General features: G+C 62.7%; 22 protein-coding genes. 15 read left to right on the forward strand and 7 right to left on the reverse strand.

What is annotated here, in order from left to right:
• Positions 1-154 precede the first annotated feature (154 nt).
• From HCN58_RS31845 to ugpB, 3 genes are all read right to left on the reverse strand, one after another.
• A complete protein-coding gene (locus tag HCN58_RS31845; RefSeq protein ID WP_171583311.1) occupies positions 155-1,777 on the reverse strand; it encodes an ABC transporter substrate-binding protein in 1,623 nt (540 codons plus the stop codon).
• 211 nt (positions 1,778-1,988) lie between these two features.
• Entirely contained in the window at positions 1,989-2,942 is a 954-nt protein-coding gene (locus HCN58_RS31850; RefSeq protein WP_171583312.1) for an aminoglycoside phosphotransferase family protein, read from the reverse strand.
• Between the two features lie 135 nt (positions 2,943-3,077).
• Positions 3,078-4,388, reverse strand: coding sequence for a sn-glycerol-3-phosphate ABC transporter substrate-binding protein UgpB (ugpB, locus tag HCN58_RS31855; protein ID WP_376701244.1), 1,311 nt, complete (start codon positions 4,386-4,388; stop codon positions 3,078-3,080).
• Between the two features lie 266 nt (positions 4,389-4,654).
• On the opposite strand from ugpB, the gene HCN58_RS31860 reads away from it, so the two are divergent.
• From HCN58_RS31860 to HCN58_RS31920, 13 genes are all read left to right on the forward strand, one after another.
• On the forward strand, positions 4,655-4,936 hold the full coding sequence (locus HCN58_RS31860) for a hypothetical protein (RefSeq protein ID WP_171583314.1): 282 nt from the start codon (positions 4,655-4,657) through the stop codon (positions 4,934-4,936).
• 80 nt (positions 4,937-5,016) lie between these two features.
• Positions 5,017-7,020 carry a sensor histidine kinase gene (locus tag HCN58_RS31865; protein WP_235984085.1) on the forward strand — a complete coding sequence of 668 codons (2,004 nt, stop codon included), beginning with the start codon at positions 5,017-5,019 and terminating at the stop codon, positions 7,018-7,020.
• Positions 6,990-8,735, forward strand: a complete 1,746-nt coding sequence (locus HCN58_RS31870) for an ATP-binding response regulator (protein ID WP_171583315.1) — start codon at positions 6,990-6,992, stop codon at positions 8,733-8,735. Before HCN58_RS31865 ends, HCN58_RS31870 begins: the two co-directional genes overlap by 31 nt.
• Entirely contained in the window at positions 8,732-9,469 is a 738-nt protein-coding gene (locus HCN58_RS31875) for a response regulator (protein ID WP_171583316.1), read from the forward strand. Before HCN58_RS31870 ends, HCN58_RS31875 begins: the two co-directional genes overlap by 4 nt.
• Positions 9,470-9,809: 340 nt before the next feature.
• Positions 9,810-10,421: a sigma-70 family RNA polymerase sigma factor gene (locus HCN58_RS31880; RefSeq protein ID WP_171583317.1), complete on the forward strand. Its 612-nt coding sequence runs from the start codon at positions 9,810-9,812 to the stop codon at positions 10,419-10,421.
• A gap of 177 nt (positions 10,422-10,598) precedes the next feature.
• A complete protein-coding gene (locus tag HCN58_RS31885; protein ID WP_171583318.1) occupies positions 10,599-10,799 on the forward strand; it encodes a hypothetical protein in 201 nt (66 codons plus the stop codon).
• Between the two features lie 217 nt (positions 10,800-11,016).
• On the forward strand, positions 11,017-11,706 hold the full coding sequence (locus HCN58_RS31890; RefSeq protein ID WP_171583319.1) for a cytochrome c biogenesis CcdA family protein: 690 nt from the start codon (positions 11,017-11,019) through the stop codon (positions 11,704-11,706).
• 17 nt (positions 11,707-11,723) lie between these two features.
• Positions 11,724-12,290, forward strand: a complete 567-nt coding sequence (locus tag HCN58_RS31895; RefSeq protein ID WP_171583320.1) for a thioredoxin family protein — start codon at positions 11,724-11,726, stop codon at positions 12,288-12,290.
• Between the two features lie 143 nt (positions 12,291-12,433).
• Positions 12,434-13,843, forward strand: coding sequence for a cytochrome ubiquinol oxidase subunit I (locus HCN58_RS31900; protein ID WP_171583321.1), 1,410 nt, complete (start codon positions 12,434-12,436; stop codon positions 13,841-13,843).
• Entirely contained in the window at positions 13,840-14,847 is a 1,008-nt protein-coding gene (gene cydB, locus HCN58_RS31905) for a cytochrome d ubiquinol oxidase subunit II (RefSeq protein WP_171583322.1), read from the forward strand. The genes HCN58_RS31900 and cydB overlap by 4 nt, the downstream gene beginning before the upstream one ends.
• Positions 14,844-14,975, forward strand: coding sequence for a DUF2474 domain-containing protein (locus tag HCN58_RS31910; RefSeq protein ID WP_210266249.1), 132 nt, complete (start codon positions 14,844-14,846; stop codon positions 14,973-14,975). The genes cydB and HCN58_RS31910 overlap by 4 nt, the downstream gene beginning before the upstream one ends.
• Before the next feature lie 153 nt (positions 14,976-15,128).
• The gene (locus tag HCN58_RS31915; protein WP_171583323.1) at positions 15,129-15,728 is read left to right on the forward strand and encodes a L,D-transpeptidase; all 600 of its coding nucleotides are present in this window, start codon (positions 15,129-15,131) and stop codon (positions 15,726-15,728) included.
• A gap of 52 nt (positions 15,729-15,780) precedes the next feature.
• On the forward strand, positions 15,781-16,821 hold the full coding sequence (locus tag HCN58_RS31920) for an amino acid ABC transporter substrate-binding protein (RefSeq protein ID WP_171583324.1): 1,041 nt from the start codon (positions 15,781-15,783) through the stop codon (positions 16,819-16,821).
• 151 nt (positions 16,822-16,972) lie between these two features.
• Here the strand turns inward: HCN58_RS31920 and HCN58_RS31925 are convergent, their stop codons facing one another.
• Together HCN58_RS31925 and HCN58_RS31930 are read right to left on the reverse strand one after the other, a co-directional pair.
• Entirely contained in the window at positions 16,973-18,112 is a 1,140-nt protein-coding gene (locus HCN58_RS31925) for an acyl-CoA dehydrogenase family protein (RefSeq protein WP_171583325.1), read from the reverse strand.
• A 79-nt stretch (positions 18,113-18,191) separates the two neighbouring features.
• Positions 18,192-19,376 carry an acyl-CoA dehydrogenase family protein gene (locus HCN58_RS31930; protein WP_171583326.1) on the reverse strand — a complete coding sequence of 395 codons (1,185 nt, stop codon included), beginning with the start codon at positions 19,374-19,376 and terminating at the stop codon, positions 18,192-18,194.
• A 161-nt stretch (positions 19,377-19,537) separates the two neighbouring features.
• On the opposite strand from HCN58_RS31930, the gene HCN58_RS31935 reads away from it, so the two are divergent.
• Both HCN58_RS31935 and HCN58_RS31940 read left to right on the forward strand, forming a co-directional pair.
• Positions 19,538-20,083, forward strand: coding sequence for a carboxymuconolactone decarboxylase family protein (locus tag HCN58_RS31935; protein WP_171583327.1), 546 nt, complete (start codon positions 19,538-19,540; stop codon positions 20,081-20,083).
• A 174-nt stretch (positions 20,084-20,257) separates the two neighbouring features.
• Positions 20,258-20,752 carry a VOC family protein gene (locus tag HCN58_RS31940; RefSeq protein WP_171583328.1) on the forward strand — a complete coding sequence of 165 codons (495 nt, stop codon included), beginning with the start codon at positions 20,258-20,260 and terminating at the stop codon, positions 20,750-20,752.
• Between the two features lie 11 nt (positions 20,753-20,763).
• On the opposite strand, the gene HCN58_RS31945 is transcribed toward HCN58_RS31940, so the two are convergent.
• Both HCN58_RS31945 and HCN58_RS31950 read right to left on the reverse strand, forming a co-directional pair.
• The gene (locus tag HCN58_RS31945) at positions 20,764-21,264 is read right to left on the reverse strand and encodes a DUF2938 domain-containing protein (protein WP_171583329.1); all 501 of its coding nucleotides are present in this window, start codon (positions 21,262-21,264) and stop codon (positions 20,764-20,766) included.
• A complete protein-coding gene (locus HCN58_RS31950; protein WP_171583330.1) occupies positions 21,257-22,120 on the reverse strand; it encodes a class I SAM-dependent methyltransferase in 864 nt (287 codons plus the stop codon). Before HCN58_RS31950 ends, HCN58_RS31945 begins: the two co-directional genes overlap by 8 nt.
• Between the last annotated feature and the right edge of the window lie 6 nt (positions 22,121-22,126).

Here is a 22,126-nt window from a genome sequence, read left to right on the forward strand (position 1 = left end):
GTTTTGCTCCGCTTCCTCCATGTTCGGTGAGGCGGGTACCGCTCTCTCACCCCCTCCCCCGCGAGGGGGGAGGGGGTGAGAGAGCGGTACCCGCCTCACCGAACATGGAGGAAGCGGAGCAAAACGACATGTCGCCCGGACTCAGCACGGTGGCTTACGCCTTCACCAGCGCGCGGTAATCCAAGCGGCGGTGGAACCAGTACTGATAGCCGGACACGTTCTTCTGCATCGCGACGTTGACGTAGGGCTGATACAGCGGGATGCGCGGAATGTCCTTGAAAGCGAGGTCGACGAAACCCTTTACATCGGCATCATATTTCGCCGTGTTGCCGATCGCCGCGGCATCGACGGCGCCGCTGATGAACTCGTCCATAGCCTTTGACTGGTAGCTCATGGTGTTGAAGATCGAATTCTTGCCGTCGTAGCACCAGATGAAGAAATATTCGGGATAGTCGAGCCAGCCGGAGAACACGTTGGTGTAGAGCGGCAGCACCTTCTTGTTGAGCTCGGTGCGCCAGTTGGCGCCGGGGATCTTGTTGATGGTGGTCTTGATGCCGATTTGCGCCAGGCTCTCCTGCACCAGCACGCAGAGCGGCTCGTTGACGCCGGCGAAGCCTAAGTCGAACGACAGCGTGGTCTCGAAACCGTTGGGGTAACCGGCCTCGGCCAGCAAGGCCTTGGCCTTCGCAATATCCGTGACGTATTTTGTGGGTTGCGGCCAGGCCACCTCGGTCGCCCTGTCCGCGGGCGCGCCGAACATCGGCTTGGCGAGGCCGAACAGCACCGCATCCATGATCTTCTGGTAGGGAATCGCGCACGCCACCGCCTCGCGAACCTTGACGTTGTCGAACGGCGCGATCTTGACGTTCATGCCGATGTACTGGACGCCATTGGAATACGGCACCGAGACGATGTTGAGTTTGCCGCTGTCCTTCAGCTCGACAAAATCCTTGTTCGGCAGATCATAGGAAATGTCGGCATCGCCGCGTTCCAATAGCGCACGGCGGTTGCCGGCCTGCGGCACCATGCGCCAGATCACGCGCTTGACCTTCGGCATAGGTCCGCCGACCCAGTCGTCGTTGCGCTCCATGATGACTTCGGTGCCGGCGGTCCACTTCACCACCTTGTAGGCACCGGAGCCCGCGGTCTGCTGCTTGGTGTATTCGAGGCCCCAGGGGTCCTTTTCGGTGGCGTTCTTTTTCACCAGCTCCGAATTGACGACGCAGGGCACGATGACCGCGAGATCGGGGATGGTGAGACGGTCCTTCTTGGCGAAATCGATCCGCACCGTGTTGTCGTCGACGACGACGAACTGCTCGGTCTTGGTCAGCGAACCCGCGCCCATCTGGAAGGTCGGAAAGCCGCCGACACTGACGGCGCGATCGAGCGACCACTTGACATCCCTGGCCGTGACCGGCGCACCGTCATGGAATTTCGCCTTCTTCTTCAGCTTGAAGGTCACCGACATGTCGCCGACCTTCATGTCCTCGGCGAGTTCGGGCTTGAACTTGTCGCGGTCGTAATACGGCACCCCGCCGTGACCGCTCTTCATCTCGTGGCTGATCAGGCGGTCGTAGCAATTCCACGATACCTCGTAGCCGGGCACGTTGGTGCCGACGCCGTGAATGTCGAGATTGTTGGGGCCGCTTTCTGAGACGATCAGCAGCGTCTCCGAACGCGCATCAGCCTTGGCGCCGGACCAGATCGCCGGCGCCGGCGTCAACGCGCCGGCAGCCGCCAGCCCCGACACGGACTTGAGGAAATCGCGACGCTTCATGGGTGATGCTCCAACGCCTGAGGGAAAGGCTTTGGAACGGGAATCGCAAGGTTCGTGCCAACCCTTAAGGAAAGCTTTCTCTCACGAGAACCGATTGATTTAGCTGGAAAATGTATCCGGCCTTGGCGTCGTGAGAGGGTGTGACCTCCTCACATATTGCATACAAAGCGGCATATTTGCCCAATAGATGTGCAGATATGCTATGCGGCACTCAAATCGGCCAGAGCAAATCCTGCAATTGATGCAGGTCCGCGGCCTTCTCCTGCCACCCCTCGATGCAGACATGCCTGACCGGATCGCTGGCGCGATGCAGCAGCATCAGCGCCATCAAGCGCCGCTTCAGGTCGGGGGTAATATCCGCCGCAGAGTACCCAAAGCCCTCGAACAGGCTTCGCACCCGCCGCGGCATGCCTGAGGTCATGAAGGCGCTGGGACCAAGCAGGTCATATTCGCCCCTACCCGTCATCACGTCGCCGAAATCGATCAGCCCCGCGAGATGCCAACCCGAATCGCCGCGGCTCAGCAGGAAGTTTTCCGGGATGTATTCGCCGGTGAGGATCACCGCTGGCCCGTCCAGCGCGACCAGCGAGGCCGGATCGCGCAGCAATTCATCCAGGCCATCGAGAAATTTGCGCGGCAGGCCGAGACGCTCATGCCGGGCGCGGCATCCCTCGATTTGCCGGCGCATGAAGACGTCCCAGCCAGGCTCGACCGAGGCGAGCGGTCCGACGGGCGCGCGCTGTACCTCGGCGATGGTCTCGCCAATCTCGGCAAGCACGCGCTCCTTGTCCGCTTCCGGCAGCGATGGCCAGGCGTCGGCGCCCAACACGCCCGATAGCCGCGTGATGACGAGATACGACCATCCGTCGCGTTCGCCTTGGACGACGATTTCGGGAATCGCGACACGAAGCCATCCGTGAAGCTGCGCGAGTGCGCCACGTTCCGAGACGAATTGGGCGCAAAGAAACGGCGGGAAGATTTTTAGGATGAGCTTTTCGTCGAGCGCAAGGACGAGATTGGTGCCGGTGGAGAAGACGTGCGGCGCCGCGCACGACAGGCCGTGTCTGCGGGCGATATCGCGCGCGATCGGCAGCCACTGCACCGGATCGGCGCGCCAGGCGCGGAAGGCCTCGTAGTCTGTGAGTGGCGGTAGTGATGGCACCATTGGTTCAGTGTGTAGCCCGGATGGAGCGCAAGCGAAATCCGGGGCCGAGGCCGCAGTTGAATCCCCGGGCTACGCGGAGCCTGTCATCGGGCGCGCGTTCGCGCGACCCGTTGGCTTCACCCGGGCTACGCAAAATTATCTATCCGGGTTCGCGCGTTCGAACTGGCGCAGCAGGCGGTTGCCGCGCTCGACGGCTGAGTCGAGTGCCGCCTGCGCGGTGCGCTTGCCGCTGAAGACGTGCTCCAGCTCGTCCTCGATGGCGTCGCGGATCAGCACAAAGGACCCAAGCCGGATTCCCTTCGAGTTCTCGGTCGGCGGCTTCAGCGTCATCTGCTCGATTCCGATCGCAGCACCCGGGTTGCGGTCGTAGAAGCCCTGCGCGCGGGTGAGGTCGAAGGCGGCGCGGGTGATCGGCAAGTAACCGGTTTTCTGGTGCCAGGCCGCCTGAACCTCGGGCTTTGAGAGATAGGCGAAGAACCGCGCAACGCCGGTGTATTCGGCGCGCGGCCGGTCGCGCAGCACCCACAGTGTGGCGCCGCCGATGATCGAGTTTTGCGGGGCGCCGGCGATTTCGGGCCGGTACGGGATCATGCCGTAGCCGACCTCAAATTTCGAATTGGCCTTGATGTCGGCGCGCGTCCCGGATGAGCCGATGAAGATGGCGCATTCGCCCTTTTGAAAGCGCGGCTCGGCCGATTGCCCGCGGCCGCTATAGTCAAAAACTTTCGTCGCCTGCCATTCCGCGAGTTGCGCGATGTGCCGAACCACGTCCGGATTGTTGAAGGTCAGCTCGGCATCGAGACCACTGAAGCCATTGGCCCGGGTCGCCAGCGGCAGATTGTGGAATGCGGAAAAGTTTTCGACATGGACCCAGGATGGCCACGATGTGGTGAGCCCACAGGGCGAACCCGCCGCACGCAGGCGCTTCGCCGCGGCGCCGACCTCGGCCCAGGTCTTCGGCGCCACCTCGGGGTCGAGACCCGCGGCGCGGAACAGATCCTTGTTGTAGTAGAGGATCGGCGCCGAAACGTTGAACGGGAACGAGAGCATGTTGCCGGCGACATCGGAATAGTAGCCGGTCACGGCCGACAGATACGCCTCCGGCGAGAACGGCTCCGACTGGTCGCGCATCAATTCAAACACCGGATAGATCGCGCCTTTGGCTGCCATCATGGTTGCGGTGGCAATCTCGTTGACCTGAACGATGGCGGGCTGGCTTCTCGAACGGAATGCGAAGATCGCCGCCGTCACCGTCTCGGTGTAGTTGCCCTTGTAGGTCGGCACGATCCGGTAGTCGGACTGCGACGCATTGAAATCGGCCGTCAGCCTTTCGAGTTGCTTGCCGAGTTCCCCCGACATCGCGTGCCACCACATGATCTCGGTGGCGGCCTGGGCGGGAGACGCAAGCGCCACGGCGGCAAGCGCTGCGAATTGCAAGAACCTCAAGGCCAATTTCACCGGTGATCACCCTGCTCTGCCACGCGAGCGATGTACCCGTTCGCCGCGCCCTCATAAATCCCTGCGACCGCGGTTTCAATCCGCCGCCCTCACCGCAGTGCACAATTAAAGATTGCAGTCGGCGTGTCAGGATTAAACCCAGGCTAGTCTCTGCCCGCCATGCCCCAATACCCAAGCCTCGGCAAATTCTGCTAAAATTGCGTTGAACCTTTTTTCCCCGCCGCAGACTCCATCTCTAAGGGGATTTGTCGCCTGTGTACCGCCGCGCCAACCTTTCGCGGACGTTTGTGCTTGTTGTCGCGCTGTTGCTTACGGCGATCTCAACGGGCGGTTTTGCGCGCGCATTTCCTGCTGCCGATCTCCGAAATGACAGGCATCGGATCGACGAGTTCCATTCCCGCCAGTTCGGCGCGGAACAGGACCGACCCGGACAGACCGGGACCGGCGCGATTGATCTCCACCGTACCAACGTTGCATTGATCGGAAAGATGGCATCGCTATTGGTCGGACGCCTTTGCAGAGTGGAGTGGATTTGACCGGCACGCCGCAACAGCAGCGAGCAGCGGAACGGCCGGCGACCTTCGCCGCGCGCGGGCGCTTTCACGTCGTCCAGTGGCTGCGCGCGGTCCCGATCCGTTGGCGCATTCTGTCGATCGCTGCATTGAATTCCGCCGTCGTGGTCGTGCTCGTCGTGTTGATCTGGAACGGCTCCAAGGTTTTGGGTTCGGCCTGGGACGACGTCCGGCAGGTGCGGGAATCCGACAAAATCCTGGCGCACCTCGAAAGCGAAACCAGCCGGCTGCAAAACCTGATCCACCGCTACATCAACCAGCCGAGCCCTGAGCTGTTCGCCGAGATCCTGCTGCTGCGAGAGGCCGTATTGGGCACGCTCACAACGCGCGCCTCGAACGACCCGATGCTATCGGGGTCGGTCGAACGGCTCGAACAGGTCACCGACCGTTTCCTCAACGGCTTCGGCGAATTGCGCGCCGTCCAGGCCACTATCACCAAGACTTATGAGCAGCAGGTGCTGGGGCCGGCCCGGGAAATGGCCGGGCTGTATTCGATCATCGAGGGCGCCACGGGGCATCGCGACGCGCAGATCTGGCCCGCGCTCGGAAGATCGCGCGAGGCGTTTACGGCTCTGCTGGTCGCCGCCAACGCCTATTACCTGTCGCCCGCCTCGGCCTCGGCCGAAGACGCCAGCAGGAATACCGAGGCGATCGAGAAGACCATCCCCGTAATGACCGATCTGGCCGATAACGATTTGCAGCGCATGGCGCTGACGCGGCTGAAGGCGCGGACGGTGGCGCTGCGCGAGGGCATGGCCAAACTGACCGAGCAACTGGCGATCCGGACCGAACTGTTGCGCAACACCATCGATGCCAGCCAGGCCGAGGCCATCGCGGTCATCGACGAGCTGTCGGTCAAGATGCGCCAGCGCGAACAGAAGGCGCAGGAGACTTTTGACAAGACGCTGTCGGGCATCTCGCGCCGGGTGCTGTCGATCGCCGTGATGTTCCTCGGCATCATCCTGTCCGCCGGCGTCCTGATCGCGCTGTCGATCCGCCTGCCGCTGCAGCAGATCCTGGCAGCGATGCATGCGATCACGTCAGGCAATTACGATCGCAGCGTGCAGGGCACCACCGCGCGAGACGAGGTCGGCGCCATGGCCCGCGCGGTGGACGTCTTCCGTGAAAACGCCATCGCCAAGCGCAAGACCGAAGACGAACTGCGCGCCTCAAAGGAAAGAGCCGAAAGTGCGCTGATCGAGCTCAACACCGCGCAGCAGAACCTGATCGACGCCGAACGGCTGGCGGCGCTGGGCGGGCTGGTCGCCGGCGTCGCGCACGAGGTGAACAACCCGATCGGCATCAGCCTGACGGTGGCGTCGAGCTTTGCGCGCCGGGCCGAAACGTTCGAGTCCGAATTGCGCACCGAGCCGCTCCGCCGCTCCAAGCTCGACGAATTCGTCAAGAGCTCGCGCGATGCCGCCCAGCAACTGGTGGCAAACCTGCACCGCGCCGGCGAGCTGATCCAGTCTTTCAAGCAGGTGGCGGTCGACCGCTCGCACGCCGAGCGCCGGCAATTCAACTTGAGCGAGGCGACCGATCAGATCGTCGCGAGCTTAAGGCCGGTCTTGAAGAAGGCGGCGATCACGCTGTCGGTCGACGTGCCGGAAGGGCTCGTCATCGACGGCTATCCCGGCTCCTACGGCCAGATATTAACCAATCTTTTCCTCAACGCCGCCAACCATGCCTTTGCCGACGGCCGTTCCGGGTCGATCTCGATCTCGGCCCGGGCGCGCGGCGGCGATGATGTCGAGATCATTTTTGCCGACAACGGGGCCGGAATGACGCCGGACGTGCAGCGGCAGGCGTTCGACCCCTTCTTTACGACGCGCCGCAACGAAGGCGGTACCGGACTGGGCTTGCATATCGTCTATAATCTTGTCACTCAACAACTCGGCGGCCGGATGATGCTGGAGTCGAGGCTGGGACAAGGCACCACCTTCCGCATTATCATGCCGAAAGTCGCCAAGGGCGGATCGACGAGTACAGACCAGATAGCAGCCGACGGAACTTCGCAATGGCCGAACAGGACGATGTCCTCCACCTGATCGACGATACCGGAATAGCTCCGGAGGACTCATCCGCACGCAAATGGAAGATCGCCGTCATTGACGACGATGCCGCGGTGCACGAGGGCACCCGCTTTGCGCTCAGCGACTACAATCTCCACGGCGCGACGCTGGAAATCCTGTCGGCCTATTCCGCGGCCGAAGGCCGCATCCTGATGCGCGACAATCCGGATGTGGCGGCCGTGCTGCTCGACGTCATCATGGAGACCGACGTCGCGGGGCTGGAACTGGTCGAATACATCCGCAACGAGATCAAGAACGAAACCGTCCGCATCATCCTGCGCACCGGCCAGCCGGGACAGGCGCCCGAGCGCCGTGTCATCGTCCAGTACGACATCAACGACTACAAGGCCAAGACGGAGCTCACGGCCGACAAACTGTTCACCTCGCTGACCGCAGCGCTGCGCAGTTATCAGCAGCTCGAGCGCATGGTGCAGACAAGGCGCGGACTTGAAATCATCATCGATGCCGCCTCGACGCTCTACGATTTCAAATCGATGCAGCGGCTGGCGGAGGGCGTGCTGACGCAGCTCGCCTCGCTGCTCAATGTCGATTGCGCCGGCATCCTGGTGCTGCGCGACGACGGCGCCTCGGGGAGCGAATTTTCGGTACTGGCCGGTTCAGGCTGCTACAGCCGCTTCATCGGCACTACCAGCTCCAAGGCGCTCGATCCCGATCTGCGGGCGATGGTGGAAGCCGCCTTCCAGCGCCGCAAGAACGAATTCGCCGACCACCGCAGCGTGCTTTATTTGCGCACCGGCAGCGGCCGCGAAGTCGTGGTGCTGCTGCAGGCTGAACGCCAGCTTTCCGATACCGACCGTGCGCTGGTCGAGATTTTTTCCAGCCGGCTGTCGATCGCGTTCGACAATGTCATCCTCTACCGGCAACTGCACGAGGCCAACACCCAGCTCGAAGACCGCGTCGCCCAGCGCACCCGCGCGCTGATGCAGGCCAACCGCAGGCTCTCGGCGCAGTGGCTGCGGCTGCAGCGCGCCAACGGCTTCAAGAACGAAATCCTCGGCACCGTCGCGCACGATTTGAAGAATCCGCTCGGCGTGATCCTCGGCCGCACCGAGATGCTGACCGAATTGATCGGCGCCGGCTCGCCGAAGGAGAACGTCACCGCACAGGTCGAACACATCAGGGACGCCACCAAGCGCCTGACTTCGATGGTCGACCACCTGATTTCGGATGCGATGGCGGATGCCTTCGACATCACGATCCGCCGAGAGCCGGTCGATATCGCAGCGCTCGTGACCGAGGTCACCGATTCCAACCTGCCCTCGGCCGTCAACAAGCAGCAGGCCATCACGGTGTCAGCGCCGCCGAATATCGTCACCATGTGCGACATCGACCGAATCCGCGAGGCGATCGACAACCTCGTCAGCAACGCCATCAAATACTCGCCGATCGGCGGCAAGATCACGGTCGCTGTGGCCCATGAAGGCAGCGAGACGGTGATCCGCATCACCGATCAGGGCGCCGGCCTTTCGCCGGAGGATCTTGGCCGGCTGTTCGGCCGTTTCCAGCGGCTCTCGGCCAAGCCGACCGCCGGCGAAAGCTCGACCGGCCTCGGCCTGTCGATCGTCAAACGTATCATCGACATGCATGGCGGCCATGTGACCGCGGAAAGCGCCGGTCCCGGACAGGGATCGACGTTTACGGTTACACTGCCGGCGACAGAGACGACATGACCCAGAGCCCGCACATCTTCATCGTCGACGACGAGGCGCCGGCCCGCGAAATGGTCGGCGATTACCTCAAAATGCACGGTTTTGGCGTCACCTTGTGCGACGGGGGAAAAAGCCTGCGCAAGGAGATCGAGAACGCCGTGCCTGATCTCGTCGTGCTCGACCTCAACATGCCTGAGGAAGACGGGCTTTCGATCATTCGCGACCTCAAGAGCCGCATCAACGTTCCCGTCATCATGCTGACGGCGACCGCGAGCCCGATCGACCGTGTCGTCGGGCTTGAGCTCGGCGCCGACGACTACATTGCAAAACCCTGCGAATTGCGCGAGCTGATGGCGCGCATCCGCTCCGTGCTTCGCCGCAGCACGCCGGCCAAGGCGGCGACGCCCGAGCCCGCGGCGGCCAAGGCGGAGAAGGACCAACTGGTACGCTTCGGCACCAAATGGCTCGACCTCGAAGCCCAGGCGCTGCGCGACGACGAAGGCAACGAGCATCCGCTGACGGCGTCCGAATTCGGCCTGCTGAAAGTGTTCGCAGCGAATCCGAAGCGGGTGTTGTCGCGCGAGCGGCTGTTGGAGCTGGCCAACGCGCGCGACGCGGAAGCCTTCGACCGTGCCGTCGATCTCAGGATCATGCGTATCCGCCGCAAGATCGAGATTGATCCCACCAAGCCCGCCGTGATCCGCACCATCCGAGGCGGCGGCTATTTGTTCTCGCCGACCGGCGAGAAGGGTTAGGGCCACGCTGCTGCTGTCCGACCCTCATGCTGAGGAGCCGCGAAGCGGCGTCTCGAACCATGCGGCCCCTATGTGGCCTGCATCCTTCGAGACGCGGCGAAGGCGCCGCTCCTGGATGAGGGTCTACCTTCGGAACTATTCCGCATCTGAAATCTTCCAATTTTCCGCATATTGAAATTACTGGCCTTTTTGTACCGAATGTTTCGTCGCAGGCCTTGCGACGAAACAATTCTCTGCCGCACGAAACCATTTTTCGCTTTTCGTGCAGACATCCCGAAACCGAGCCTAATTAACAATCCTCCCAACGAAACGCCGCCCGGCGTGGAATTGGGAGCCTGTCATGTCGAACGTCATCGCCATCAACGCCGCAGCCAAGAAGTCGATTGCCGCCGCCCGCGCGACATCGGACGAGATGCTGCTGCAGAGTATTGCCAAGGGCGACCGCACGGCGATGCACGTGCTTTACTCCCGTCATAACGTCCGGGTTTACCGCTTCGTGCTGCGCATGATGCGCGACACCACGATGGCGGAAGACCTCGTCAGCCAGGTGTTTCTCGACGTGTGGCGGACCGCCGCCCAGTTCGAGGGCCGCTCGCAGGTTTCGACCTGGTTGCTGTCGATCGCCCGCTTCAAGGCGCTGACTGCGCTGCGACAGCGCAAGCATGAGGACATCGAGCAGGAAGACGTGCTGGAGATCGCCGACGAGGCCGACACGCCGGAAGCCTCGCTCGACCGCAGCAACACCAGCGCCATCCTGCGCGCCTGCGTCGCCAAGCTGTCACCGGCGCATCGCGAGATCATCAACCTGGTCTACTACCACGAGAAGTCGGTGGAAGAGGCCGGGGCGATCATCGGTATTCCCCAGAGCACGGTGAAAACCCGGATGTTCTATGCCCGCAAACAATTGGCCGAGTTGCTTAAGGGCGCCGGCGTGGACAGCATCGCTGCGTAATATCAAATAACATCAATTACTTATATCGGTATTGAGGGCAGAAAACGGGTCGGTTTCGAAGGACAAAGATTACTTCCGACGAAACAAATGAAACATTTCACGACATCACCCGGAAAAACTCACCCGCTATACCGCTCATTACCAACTTAAGCGCCAACGCCGAACAGGAGAGCGAACATGCTGAAGCCGTCCTTCCGCTTTTTCATCGTCCCGCTCGGCGCCGTCGCTACGCTAGCCACCCTGTCGGCCCAGAACGTCCACCCCCGCGCCCAGCGCGACGCCGGTTCGACCTTCGTGCGCGAACAGGTGGTCGATTGCGGCACCAAGAGTCCCAAGGAGGTCTGTGTGATCTCCTACGCCAGCGAGACCCCCCGCTGATTTCTTCTCACCTCCCAAGCGACCTCCAACGACCCGGCCGGGATGCCCCCCAGCCGGGTCGCTCTGTTTTGCGCCGGATTCCGTGTCCGCGGCGTGAAAGAGTCTCACACGGACGTGACGCCGCCTGAAGTGAGGCTGGCGTAACGCCTGCCCCATCACCGCGAAGTTCATCAAGTCACCCGGCATATCCCGCCGGGACCGGTGATGGATGCTTTCGATGCTCAATCTCGTCCTCGCGCTGCTCGCAGGTGTCGTCACTGTGGCCGCCCCTTGTACGCTGCCGATGCTGCCTATCCTCCTCGGGACATCGGTCGGTCAGACCGGCAAGGTGCGGCCAGCGATGATCGCGCTCGGCTTTGTGATGTCATTCTCGATGGCGGCATTGCTGCTGAGTGCGATCACGCGCGTGTTCGATTTTGATCCCAATCATCTGCGCAACGCTGCCGCGATCCTGCTGGTCGGCTTTGGAGTCTTGATGATCTGGCCGGCGTCTTTCGAGTGGCTGTCGACCCGGATCGGTGGATACAGCGGCAGTTCGGTCACGTCGCGTCAGGGCGCGATCGGCGGCTTCGTGCTCGGCATGACGCTTGGCCTGGTTTGGACGCCCTGCGCCGGGCCTGTGCTCGGCTCGATCCTGACCGTCGTCGCCACGTCGAAAGACACCGCCTGGGCCAGCCTGCTGCTGGTCGTCTACGCGATCGGCGCGGCCTTGCCGATGCTCGCGATCGCCTATGGCGGCCAGGCTGTCACCACCCGTGTTCGCAGCGTCGCGCGGATCGCGCCGCGGCTGCAGCAGGGATTCGGCGTCGTCGTCATCACCTTCGCGCTGCTGTCTTACCTCCAGTACGACACGCTGGTCGTGTCGTGGCTGACCGGATTTTACCCCAATGGCCAGATCGGCCTCTGATTGCAATGGAGATTGCCATGAACGTACGTCTACTTGCCGCATCCGCTGCCATCGTTGCCGCTTCTCTCGCGGGTTCAGCGTTACCTGCCTTCTGCGGCGACGCGCCACGCGTGCTGGAAACGCCGTTTACGCTCGCCGCTGCGCAGGCCCCCGCGCCTGACTTCGTCGGTCTCGGCAACTGGTTCAACTCCGCGCCGCTCAAACTCGCCGATCTCCGCGGCAAAGTCGTGCTAGTGAATTTCTGGACCTATGGCTGCGTCAACTGCGTCAACACGCTGCCGCATGTCACCGCGCTCTATGCCAAATACAGGGATCGGGGGTTTGTCGTCATCGGCATCCATACGCCGGAATTTCCGTTCGAGCGGTCGGCGTCCAACGTTCAGGCCGCGCTGAAGCGGCACGGCATCACCTATCCGGTGGCGCAAGACAATGAGTCGCGGACCTGGGATGCTTACCGCAACCGCTATTGGCCGGCGCAATATATCGTCGACCAGAACGGAAAGATCGTGTTCCAGCACGACGGCGAGGGCCAATACGAGCAGATCGAGCGCACGGTCACCGGGCTCCTGAACGCGAATAGCTGAAATGCCGATCCGCGCAGCGCGCGCGGGTACTATCGTCGCATCCGGCGTGGTAGGCTCCGCGCCGGGTCCGGACACGATCTTCGTAAACTGTCATCCAGTTTAAAAAAGATCGCGGCTGGCGGGATTAGCGACGGGTGGTGCGGATGTTTGAAGGCTGGGATGCGGTCGTATTGGCCCGGGCGCAATTTGCTTTCACGATGTCGTTCCACATCATATTTCCCGCCTTCTCGATCGGGCTCGCCAGCTATCTCGCGGTGCTCGAAGCGCTGTGGCTTGCGACCGGGCGCGAGGTCTATATCAACCTGTTCAACTACTGGCTAAAAATCTTTGCCGTCGCATTCGGCATGGGCGTGGTATCCGGCATCGTGATGTCCTACCAGTTCGGCACCAACTGGTCGGCCTTCTCCGACAAGACCGGCCCGGTAATCGGCCCTCTGATGGCCTATGAGGTGCTCACCGCATTCTTCCTCGAAGCGGGTTTCCTCGGCGTGATGCTGTTCGGCCTGAACCGCGTCGGCCCACGACTGCATTTTCTGGCGACGCTAATGGTCGCGATCGGGACGCTGATTTCGGCGTTCTGGATTTTGTCGGCCAATTCCTGGATGCAGACACCGGCGGGCCACACCGTCAATGAGGCCGGTCAGTTCATTGCCGCCGACTGGCTCAAGGTGATCTTCAACCCCTCATTCCCATACCGTCTCGTGCACATGGTGCTGGCGGCATACCTGACCACGGCGCTGGTGGTCGGCGCTGTCGGCGCCTGGCACCTGTTGCGCGACCGGCACCTCGCCGGCCCGCGCGTGATGTTTTCGATGGCGATGTGGATGGCGACGCTGGTGGCGCCGATCCAGATCCTCGCCGGCGATCAGCACGGGCTTAACACGCTGGAGCATCAGCCGGTGAAGATCATGGCGATGGAAGGCCACTTCGAAAGCCACAAGGACGGCGCGCCCCTGATCCTGTTCGGCCTGCCTAACCAGAGCGCCGGCAGGGTCGACTACGCGATCGAAGTGCCGAAGCTCGGTTCGCTGATTCTCAAACATTCGCTCGACGCGCCGATGGCCGGCCTCGATACGGTGCCGCGCGAGAACTGGCCTCCGGTGCCAATCACCTTCTGGTCGTTCCGAATCATGGTCGGCCTGGGATTTCTCATCGCGGGGCTAGGACTCTTTAGCCTGCTGATGCGCCTCAGCGGCAAGCTTTATGATTCGCGCCTGCTCCATATGTTTGCGCTTCTGATGGGTCCGGCGGGCTTCATGGCGGTGCTCGCCGGCTGGATCACCACCGAGACCGGGCGGCAGCCTTACACGGTGTACGGATTGTTGCGGACGGTTGAATCGGCCTCGCCGCTGGCGGCGCCGGCGGTCGCCTCCTCGCTGATCGCGTTCATCATCGTCTATTTCGCGGTGTTCACCGCCGGCATAATATATCTGCTGCGCCTGATGGCGGCCCCGCCGCATCCGGGCGAGGAAGGACCGTCGCACGAGGTCCCGATCCGCACCGCCGGCATCACGCCGGCCGCGGGCGCGGTCGCCGAGGGAGCCGCCCGATGATTGCAATCGACCTCGCCATCATCTGGGCCTTCATCATCGCCTTTGCCGTGTTCGTCTATGTCGTGATGGACGGCTTCGATCTCGGGCTCGGCATTCTGTTTCCGCTGTTTCCGGAGAAGCGCGACCGCGACGTCATCATGAACAGCGTCGCGCCGGTGTGGGATGGCAACGAAACCTGGCTCGTGCTCGGCGGCGGCGGCCTGATGGCGGCCTTCCCGCTCGCCTATGCCGTGCTGATGCCGGCGTTGTACACGCCGATGATTGCGATGCTGCTCGGCCTCGTATTCCGCGGCGTCGCCTTCGAATTCCGCTGGCGAACGACAAAGGAGCGCAACCGCTGGGATATCGCCTTTTTTGGCGGATCAATTCTGGCGACGCTGGCGCAGGGCATCGCGCTTGGCGCCATCCTGCAAGGCGTGCATGTCGAGGGGCGGCACTATGGTGGGGGCTGGTGGGATTGGCTGACGCCGTTCAGCATCCTGACCGGCGTGTCGCTGGTGATCGGCTATTCATTGCTAGGGGCGACTTGGCTGGTCATGAAGACGGAGGGCGCGTTGCGCGACCGCGCCTATCATCTGAGCTGGATATTTTTGCTGGCGATGTTAGGGGCGATCGGCGCGGTCAGCATCGCAACACCGTTCCTCCATGTGCAGTACACGCACCGCTGGTTCGCCTGGCCGAATATTCTGCTGACCGCGCCAGTGCCGGTCGCGGTGGCCGCGGTCACCGTGTTGTTGCTCCGCAGTCTCGCCAACAAATACGACTACCAGCCGTTCTTCCTGGCGCTGGCGTTGTTTGCGCTGTCCTATGCCGGCCTCGGCATCAGCATGTATCCCTATGTCGTGCCGCAGAGCATCACGATCTGGCAGGCGGCGGCGCCGGCGAACAGCCAGCTCTTCATGCTGGTCGGCGTCGCCGGGCTGATCCCGCTGATCCTCGGTTATACCGCCTGGGCCTATTGGGTGTTCCGCGGCAAGGTCAAACCCGAGAGCGGATACCATTGAGCCCAAACGAACCCGCCCCCCGCCCGCTCATTCAGCGCCTGCTGTGGTTCGTCGCGCTCTGGCTCGGCGGCGTCGGCACCGTCGCGCTGATTTCGTTTTGCCTGCGGCTGTGGATCGCGCCGAAATAAGGCGCCCTGGTCCCATGAATATGGCGGCTTGACGGAAATAGAAGATACTTCAGTGGGGTAACCGATTCCCTCGCCCTAAACTTGCCATCAAGCTAGCCCTGAGATTTGATGGTTCCGCTGATTTGGCCAATGTGCAGCAAGGAGAATTCTGCGATGACAAAATTTCGGCATCTGATCTGGATGGTGATCGCCGCCGGCGGTCTGATCCTTTCGGCCTCGCAGAGCCAGGCGCAGATGCGGCAGCCCGACGTCGGCGACCAGCCCGGCCTGCTCCCCGACGAATCCGTCGAACTCGATCCGCAGTTCAGGAAGACCGCGGTGCTCTATCGTACCAACGAAGCGCCCGGCACCATCATCGTGGTTACGGCCGAGCGCCATCTTTACCTGATCCAGGGCAATGGCCGCGCGTTGCGTTACGGCATCGGCGTCGGCCGCGAAGGATTTCAATGGCAGGGGCTTGTGAACATTACCCGCAAGGCGGAATGGCCTGACTGGACGCCGCCGCCGGAGATGATCGCGCGCCAGCCCTATCTGCCGCGTTTCATGGCTGGCGGCCCTGGCAACCCGCTCGGTGCGCGCGCGATGTATCTCGGCACCACTGTCTACCGCATCCACGGCACCAATCGGCCCGACACCATTGGCACCGCCGTCTCCTCCGGCTGCTTCCGGCTGGTCAATGCCGACGTCACTGATCTCTATGAACGCGTGCCTGTGGGCACCAAGGTGATTATCCGGCAGAAGCCGGAACTGTAATTGCGACTCGGCCGCTCCGGCCTCCATTCCCCCTGAAATTGGTGAATTAAAAATGCTACGGACATTTCGAGGCGGCCTCCTGATCGGGTTGGCGGTCGCAATCGCGGTCGCGGCCGCTGCAATCACTTACGAACGTTACGACACCAAGACGCTGAAGCGGACGATCCGCCGCGGCGAAGTGCTGTGCGGCGTCAACAAAGGCCTGCCCGGCTTCTCGATCCCCGACGACAAGGGCGACTGGACCGGCTTCGACGTCGATTTCTGCCGCGCGGTCGCAGCGGCGATCTTTGACGATCCCAAGAAAGCCAAGTTCGTGCCGCTCGACGCCAGCGAGCGCTTCAAAGAACTGCAGAGCCGCAAGGTCGATATCCTCTCCCGCAACTCGACCTGGAGCATGTCGCGCGAGACCAATTACGACCTGTATTTCCCGGCGGTGGCCTATTACGACGGCCAGGGTTTCATGCTGCCGCGCTCGCGCAACATCGATTCCGCGCTGGACCTCAACAACAGCAAGGTTTGCGTGCAGGAGGGGACGACGACGGTGCTCAACGTCGCCGACCATTTCCGCGCCAACAACATGAAATATACCGAGGTCAAGTTTCCCAAGCTGGAAGACGTGCTCAAGGCCTACGAGTCCGGCAAGTGCGACACCTTCACCGCCGACGTCTCTCAGCTCTACGCGCTGCGCTTGAACCTAATCCAGCCGAGCGATCACGTCATCCTGCCCGACGTCATTTCCAAGGAGCCGCTCGCGCCCGTGGTGCGTCAGCGCGACGACGACTGGATGATGCTCGTGAAGTGGACGCTGTATGCGATGATCAACGCCGAGGAACTCGGCATCACCTCGAAGAATATCGACGAGGCGCTGAAGTCGAAAAAGCCCGATGTGATGCGGCTGGTCGGCACCGAAGGCGCCTACGGCGAAGATCTCGGTCTGCCCAAGGACTGGGCGGCCCGCATCATCCGCCATGTCGGCAATTACGGCGAGGTCTACGAACGCAATGTCGGCGAAGGATCGAAGCTGAAGATCCCGCGCGGGCTGAATTCGCTGTGGAGCAACGGCGGCATCCAGTACGCCCCGCCGATACGGTAGACGCTATCAACGGCCATAAGCCGTCATCGCCCGCGAAGGCGGACGATCCAGTACGCCGCGGCCTCACTGCTTAAACGCTAACGCCTCTGGAATACTGGGTCGCCCGGTCAAGCCGGGCGATGACACCTGAGTGTGGGCGCCGTTCGCGCCCTCAATAACCCTTCATCAACGCCAACTGATCGGCGTGGTAATTGCTGTCGCCGAACAATTCCTGGCAGACGCGCGCGCGCTTCATGAAGAAGCCGATGTCGAACTGGTCGGTCATGCCCATGCCGCCGTGCATCTGCACGCCTTCCTGCACCGCGAGCGTGGCGGTGGTGCCGGCCTTCGCTTTTGCGACTGACACTGCCGCTCCGGCGTGGTCGAAATCGCCGTCGAGCGTCTGCAACGCCTTCAGCACGGCCGCGCGGGTGATCTCGATATCGATATAGAGCTGAGCGGCGCGGTGCTGCAGCGCCTGGAATTCGCCGATCAATTTGCCGAACTGCTTGCGCTCTTTCAGGTAGGTGACGGTGCGGCCGAACACCTCCTCGCTCAGGCCCACCATTTCGGAGGCGACCGCGCCGCGGCCGATGTTGAGCACGCCTTCCAGCAGCGCGCCGCCCTGATCGACCTCGCCGAGCACCTGGTCCGCATTGACCTCGACATCGCTGAACTCGATCCGCGCTGCGTTATGTGCGTCAACCATCACGGTGCGTTCGATGGCAACGCCCTTGGCTTTGGCATCGACCAGGAACAGCGTCAGCCCGTCGCGCTCGCCGGCGGCGCCGCCGGTGCGGCCAGCGACGATCAGGAGATCGGCCGTATGGCCGTCGACCACCAGCGCCTTGGTACCGTTGAGCCTGAAGCCGTTGCCGGAGCGCACCGCCTGCAAACTGATCTGCAGGGGACGATGTTTCGCGCCTTCATCAATCGCGAGCGCCGCCAGCAGCGATCCATCGGCAATCCTCGGCAGATGCGCCGATTTCTGCGCTTCATTGCCACCGCGCGAGAGCGCAGACACCGCCAGCACCGCGGTCGACAGAAACGGCGACGGCATCAGGGTGCGGCCGATTTCCTCCATCACGACGCCGGCGTCGACGAAGCCGAGCCCGCTGCCGCCGAAATTTTCGGGCACCAGCAGGCCGGAAAATCCCATTTCGGCAAACGCTTTCCAGAGGTCGCGGGAAAAGCCTGTTTCATCCTTGCTGTCGCGCAGGTGACGCAGGTGCGCCACCGGCGCCTTGTCGCTGATAAGGCCGCGCGCGCTGTCGCGCAGCATGGATTGTTCTTCGGTGAGGACGAGGGGCATGGGGAAATTCCGCTTCAAAAGGTAAATTAGGTTGCTTCATCGTCCCTGCGAAAGCAGGGACGACGTGGGGGGTTCGCACCTACGCCCCCGGCAGATCGAGGATGCGCTTGGAGACGATGCCGAGCATCACCTCTGATGTGCCGCCCTCGATCGAGTTGGCCTTGGTGCGCAGCCAGGCGCGCGGGCGAGCGCCGCCTCTGGAGCGATCGCTTTCCCATTCCAGCGCATCGATGCCACCGGCCGACATCAGGATTTCGTGGCGGCGCTTGTTGAGCTCAGTGCCGTAATATTTCATCGCCGACGAAAACGCCGGATGCGACTGCCCGGCCTTTGCCAGATCGACCGCGCGTTCGGCCGCAGCCGCCAGCGCCGCCTCGTCGACCTCGAAGGTCGAGATCTGGCTGCGCAGCATCGCATCGTCCAGCCGGCCCTGCTCGTCGGTGCCGACCGAATCGGCGGCGACCTGGCCGAGCGGCCGGCCGACGCCGCGCTCGCCCATCCCCGAGATCATCGCGCGCTCATGCTGCAACAGATATTTCGCAACATCCCAGCCGCGGTTGACTTGGCCAACCACATGCGATTTCGGCACCCGCACATGGTCGAAGAAGGTTTCGCAGAACGGCGAATAGCCCGAGATCAGGAGAATGGGCTTGGTCGAAACGCCCTTTGAGGACATGTCGAACAGGATAAAGCTGATGCCGTCGTGCTTTTTCGCCGCAGGGTCCGTCCGCACCAGGCAAAAAATCCAGTCGGCATAGTTCGCGTATGAGGTCCAGATCTTCTGGCCGTTGATGATGTAATCGTCGCCGTCGCTCTCGGCGCGGGTCTGCAGCGAAGCGAGGTCCGATCCGGCGTTCGGCTCGGAATAGCCCTGACACCAGCGGATCAGGCCCGCGGCGATTTTTGGCAGATGCTCTTTCTTCTGCGCCTCGGTGCCGTATTTCAGCAGCGCCGGCCCGAGCATCCAGATGCCAAAACTCGACAGCGGCGAGCGCGCGCCCATTGCCGCCATCTCCTCGCGCAGCACCTTGTGCTCCGCGGGCGAAAGTCCACCGCCGCCATATTCCTTCGGCCAATCCGGCACGGTCCAGCCCTTGTCGCGCATCCGCTCAAACCAGACGCGCTGCGGCTCGGAGGAGAATTTGGCGTTGCGGCCGCCCCAGTAGGTATCGCTTTCGGAGGTCATCGGACGCCGCATCTCCGGCGGGCAATTGGCCTCCAGCCAGGCGCGGGTTTCACGGCGGAATGTTTCCAGATCGGACATGACGGCGTTTCCATGTGGGAATGTTTGGAAGCGACCTTAGCCCTCGCGTTGCGGAATTCAATATATGTCTGACATCAGCCTATGTCGCTCTGGCGGTGGTCACGATGTTCGATCGGGTGTATGCGCAAAGCGTAGCGATTGAAAAACAAGAGGAAACGGGCATGCGGCTGAAGTTGCTTTCGCCTGGCGAAATGAGCGCCGAGCAAAAAGGAACCTACGATGAAGCGATATCAGGCAAGCGCGGCGCCCCACCGGCGCCGATGATGGCCTGGCTCAACAGCCCGGAGATGGCGCGGCACGCCACGCGGCTCGGCGAGCAACTCCGGTTCAACACGATGTTTCCGGCAAAACTTTCCGAGATCGCGATCCTTGTTACTGCGCGGCACTGGACCTCGCACTACGAATGGTATGCGCACAAGCGCCTGGCGCTGAAGGGCGGCATGGATCCCAAGATCATAGAGGACATCCGCGATCGCCGCACGCCAACGTTCGACGATCCGAAGGGCCAGATGATCTACGATCTCGCCAAATCGCTGCATGAGGGCCATGGCGTGTCGCAGGCGCTGTATGACGAAGCCGTAAAAGTGCTCACCGAACGCGGGATCGTCGAGGTGATCGGGCTATGCGGCTATTACACGATGGTGTCGATGACGCTGAACACGTTTGAATTCGGACTGCCGGAGGGAGAGGTGTCGGATCTTGTTTGATCTCTCCTCCCCCTCTCCCCGTTCTCGATGGGGAGAGGGTTGGGGTGAGGGGCTCCCTCCGCGAATTGTGACCTCCCGATAGACCTGTACCCCCTCACCCGGATTTTCCGCTTCGCGTAAAATCCGACCTCTCCCCGCAACCGGGGCGAGGTAAGAGCAGCAAGCGGAGACAACATGTCCCAATCTCCACCCATCGTTGCCGGTACGCGGATCGGGCATGTCCATCTCAAGGTCGCCGACCTCGAACGCGCGCTCGCCTTCTATTGCGGCGTGCTCGGCTTCGAGGTGATGCAGCGGATGGGATCGAGCGCGGCGTTCATTTCCGCCGGCGGCTATCACCACCACATCGGCCTCAACACCTGGGAAAGCAAAGGCGGCCATCCGCCGCCGCCGGGCACCACCGGGCTGTTCCACACCGCCATTCTCTATCCCACGCGCGCAGCGCTGGCCGATGCGCTCTATCGCGTGATCGAAGCCGGCATCGAGCTTGACGGCGCCAGCGATCACGGTGTCAGCGAGGCGCTCTATTTGCGCGATCCCGACCAGAACGGGGTTGAACTCTATCGCGACCGGCCGAAAGAAGAATGGCCCCGCGCGCCGGATGGATCGCTTGCGATGTTCACCAAGCGGCTGGATCTGGAGGATCTGCTGAAGCAGCGCAACGCATAGGCCGACGCGATTCACCGTAGCACCAGGTGCGTAAGCCAGCCGCCGAGATAGAGGCCGCCGCCAAACACCGCATGCGTCACGAGACTGTGGAGCCGGGCGGCTGCAGGATGTGGCGTGCGGCTCGCGGCAATGCCGGCACCCATGGCGGGTTGCATCACCAGGAACGGCGCAGCCACGCTCCCGATCCCGACCATCAGTGCCGGACCGATCGTCGGATTGCGCGCCCAATCGAGGCCGAAGATCGCAAGCAGCACGCCGGCAAAGACAATCCCGATCAGGTAATGCGCGGACCACCCGATCAGCCGTTCGTCCCGCAGCGGCGGCGACGCGGCAATCTGGTCGTGGCGCAGGCGCCCGCGTGCGAGATGGCCGAGCCACCGGCCCACCAGACCATAGTCCAGCGACGGACTGCCTAGCAGCCGCTGCCGGATCATCGTCCAGATGTCCATCACGGCCGTTGCACCTGCCCCGATCAGCACCGCCGATGTCACATAATCTGCCGCTTCAGCCACGCATGACCTCCGTCGGAGCCTGCGCTGCGACCATCCAGCACGCCGCGGTGAAGGAAACTACCGGCCCGCGCACATAGGGCTCGAAGGCGGCACTGACCGTCTTGATCACCCGTGCACGTGTCGATTCGTCCGCCCCCTGAAGGAACAGGCCGACCGGTCCGAGCCAACTGAGATAGCGGACGAGCTCCGTCCTTTGAAAACTGCAGGCGATATCGATCGGTCGGATGTCGATCGCGGTCCAGTCACTCGCCGCCAAAATGGACGCGATCCGGCGCCGGTCGGCGAAGGCGAACTGCCCCGGCCCTTCGGATCGACGCTCGGGAAGGCCGGGCAGAAGCGGCCTTGCCGCCCGCTCGGCCGTTGTCATGAATGGATTTTCCGCAGGAGCCCGCCAGGCAATAAAGCGCAGCCTCGCGTCAGGCCGTGCCGACTGGCGCAGGTTGGCGAAGGCCTGCACCGGATCGGCAAAGAACATGACGCCGAGGCGCGAGACGATCATGTCGAAAGTTGCGGGCGCGAAGGCGTGTGTTTGGGCGTCGGCGCAGATGAAACCTGCAGGTTGGCCGTCCAGCCTGGCTCGGGCGCGTGCCGCGGCGATCATCGGTTCCGAGAGGTCGATGCCGGTGCAGTATCCCTTGGGACCGAGTGCCCGCGCGACGGCGAGCGTCGTGGCACCCGTGCCGCAGCCGACGTCGAGCACGCGGCTCGCCGCAGCCTCGGACACCTCCTGGACCAGCAGATCCTCGAAGGGCTTGAACATCTCCTCGAGCACGTGCCGTGCCTCGACCCAGCCACGTCCGGCGGGGCCGTTCCATAGTCTTGCCTGCTCGTCATCTGTCTGATGCGCGTTATTCATGATCAC

It is taken from the genome of Bradyrhizobium australiense (assembly GCF_013114825.1).
Taxonomy (GTDB): Bacteria; Pseudomonadota; Alphaproteobacteria; order Rhizobiales; family Xanthobacteraceae; genus Bradyrhizobium; species Bradyrhizobium australiense.

Bases quoted from the DNA above. Each gene is read 5' to 3' on its own strand.
- HCN58_RS31880 (WP_171583317.1), top strand. From the start codon at position 9,810: ATGTCGAACGTCATCGCCATCAACGCCGCAGCCAAGAAGTCGATTGCC.
- HCN58_RS31895 (WP_171583320.1), top strand. From the start codon at position 11,724: ATGAACGTACGTCTACTTGCCGCATCCGCTGCCATCGTTGCCGCTTCT.
- HCN58_RS31890 (WP_171583319.1), top strand. From the start codon at position 11,017: ATGCTCAATCTCGTCCTCGCGCTGCTCGCAGGTGTCGTCACTGTGGCC.
- HCN58_RS31845 (WP_171583311.1), bottom strand. From the start codon at position 1,777: ATGAAGCGTCGCGATTTCCTCAAGTCCGTGTCGGGGCTGGCGGCTGCC.
- HCN58_RS31900 (WP_171583321.1), top strand. From the start codon at position 12,434: ATGTTTGAAGGCTGGGATGCGGTCGTATTGGCCCGGGCGCAATTTGCT.
- HCN58_RS31885 (WP_171583318.1), top strand. From the start codon at position 10,599: ATGCTGAAGCCGTCCTTCCGCTTTTTCATCGTCCCGCTCGGCGCCGTC.
- HCN58_RS31915 (WP_171583323.1), top strand. From the start codon at position 15,129: ATGACAAAATTTCGGCATCTGATCTGGATGGTGATCGCCGCCGGCGGT.
- HCN58_RS31950 (WP_171583330.1), bottom strand. From the start codon at position 22,120: ATGAATAACGCGCATCAGACAGATGACGAGCAGGCAAGACTATGGAAC.
- HCN58_RS31940 (WP_171583328.1), top strand. From the start codon at position 20,258: ATGTCCCAATCTCCACCCATCGTTGCCGGTACGCGGATCGGGCATGTC.
- HCN58_RS31930 (WP_171583326.1), bottom strand. From the start codon at position 19,376: ATGTCCGATCTGGAAACATTCCGCCGTGAAACCCGCGCCTGGCTGGAG.
- HCN58_RS31920 (WP_171583324.1), top strand. From the start codon at position 15,781: ATGCTACGGACATTTCGAGGCGGCCTCCTGATCGGGTTGGCGGTCGCA.
- HCN58_RS31935 (WP_171583327.1), top strand. From the start codon at position 19,538: ATGCGGCTGAAGTTGCTTTCGCCTGGCGAAATGAGCGCCGAGCAAAAA.
- HCN58_RS31870 (WP_171583315.1), top strand. From the start codon at position 6,990: ATGGCCGAACAGGACGATGTCCTCCACCTGATCGACGATACCGGAATA.
- HCN58_RS31925 (WP_171583325.1), bottom strand. From the start codon at position 18,112: ATGCCCCTCGTCCTCACCGAAGAACAATCCATGCTGCGCGACAGCGCG.
- HCN58_RS31850 (WP_171583312.1), bottom strand. From the start codon at position 2,942: ATGGTGCCATCACTACCGCCACTCACAGACTACGAGGCCTTCCGCGCC.
- cydB (WP_171583322.1), top strand. From the start codon at position 13,840: ATGATTGCAATCGACCTCGCCATCATCTGGGCCTTCATCATCGCCTTT.
- HCN58_RS31875 (WP_171583316.1), top strand. From the start codon at position 8,732: ATGACCCAGAGCCCGCACATCTTCATCGTCGACGACGAGGCGCCGGCC.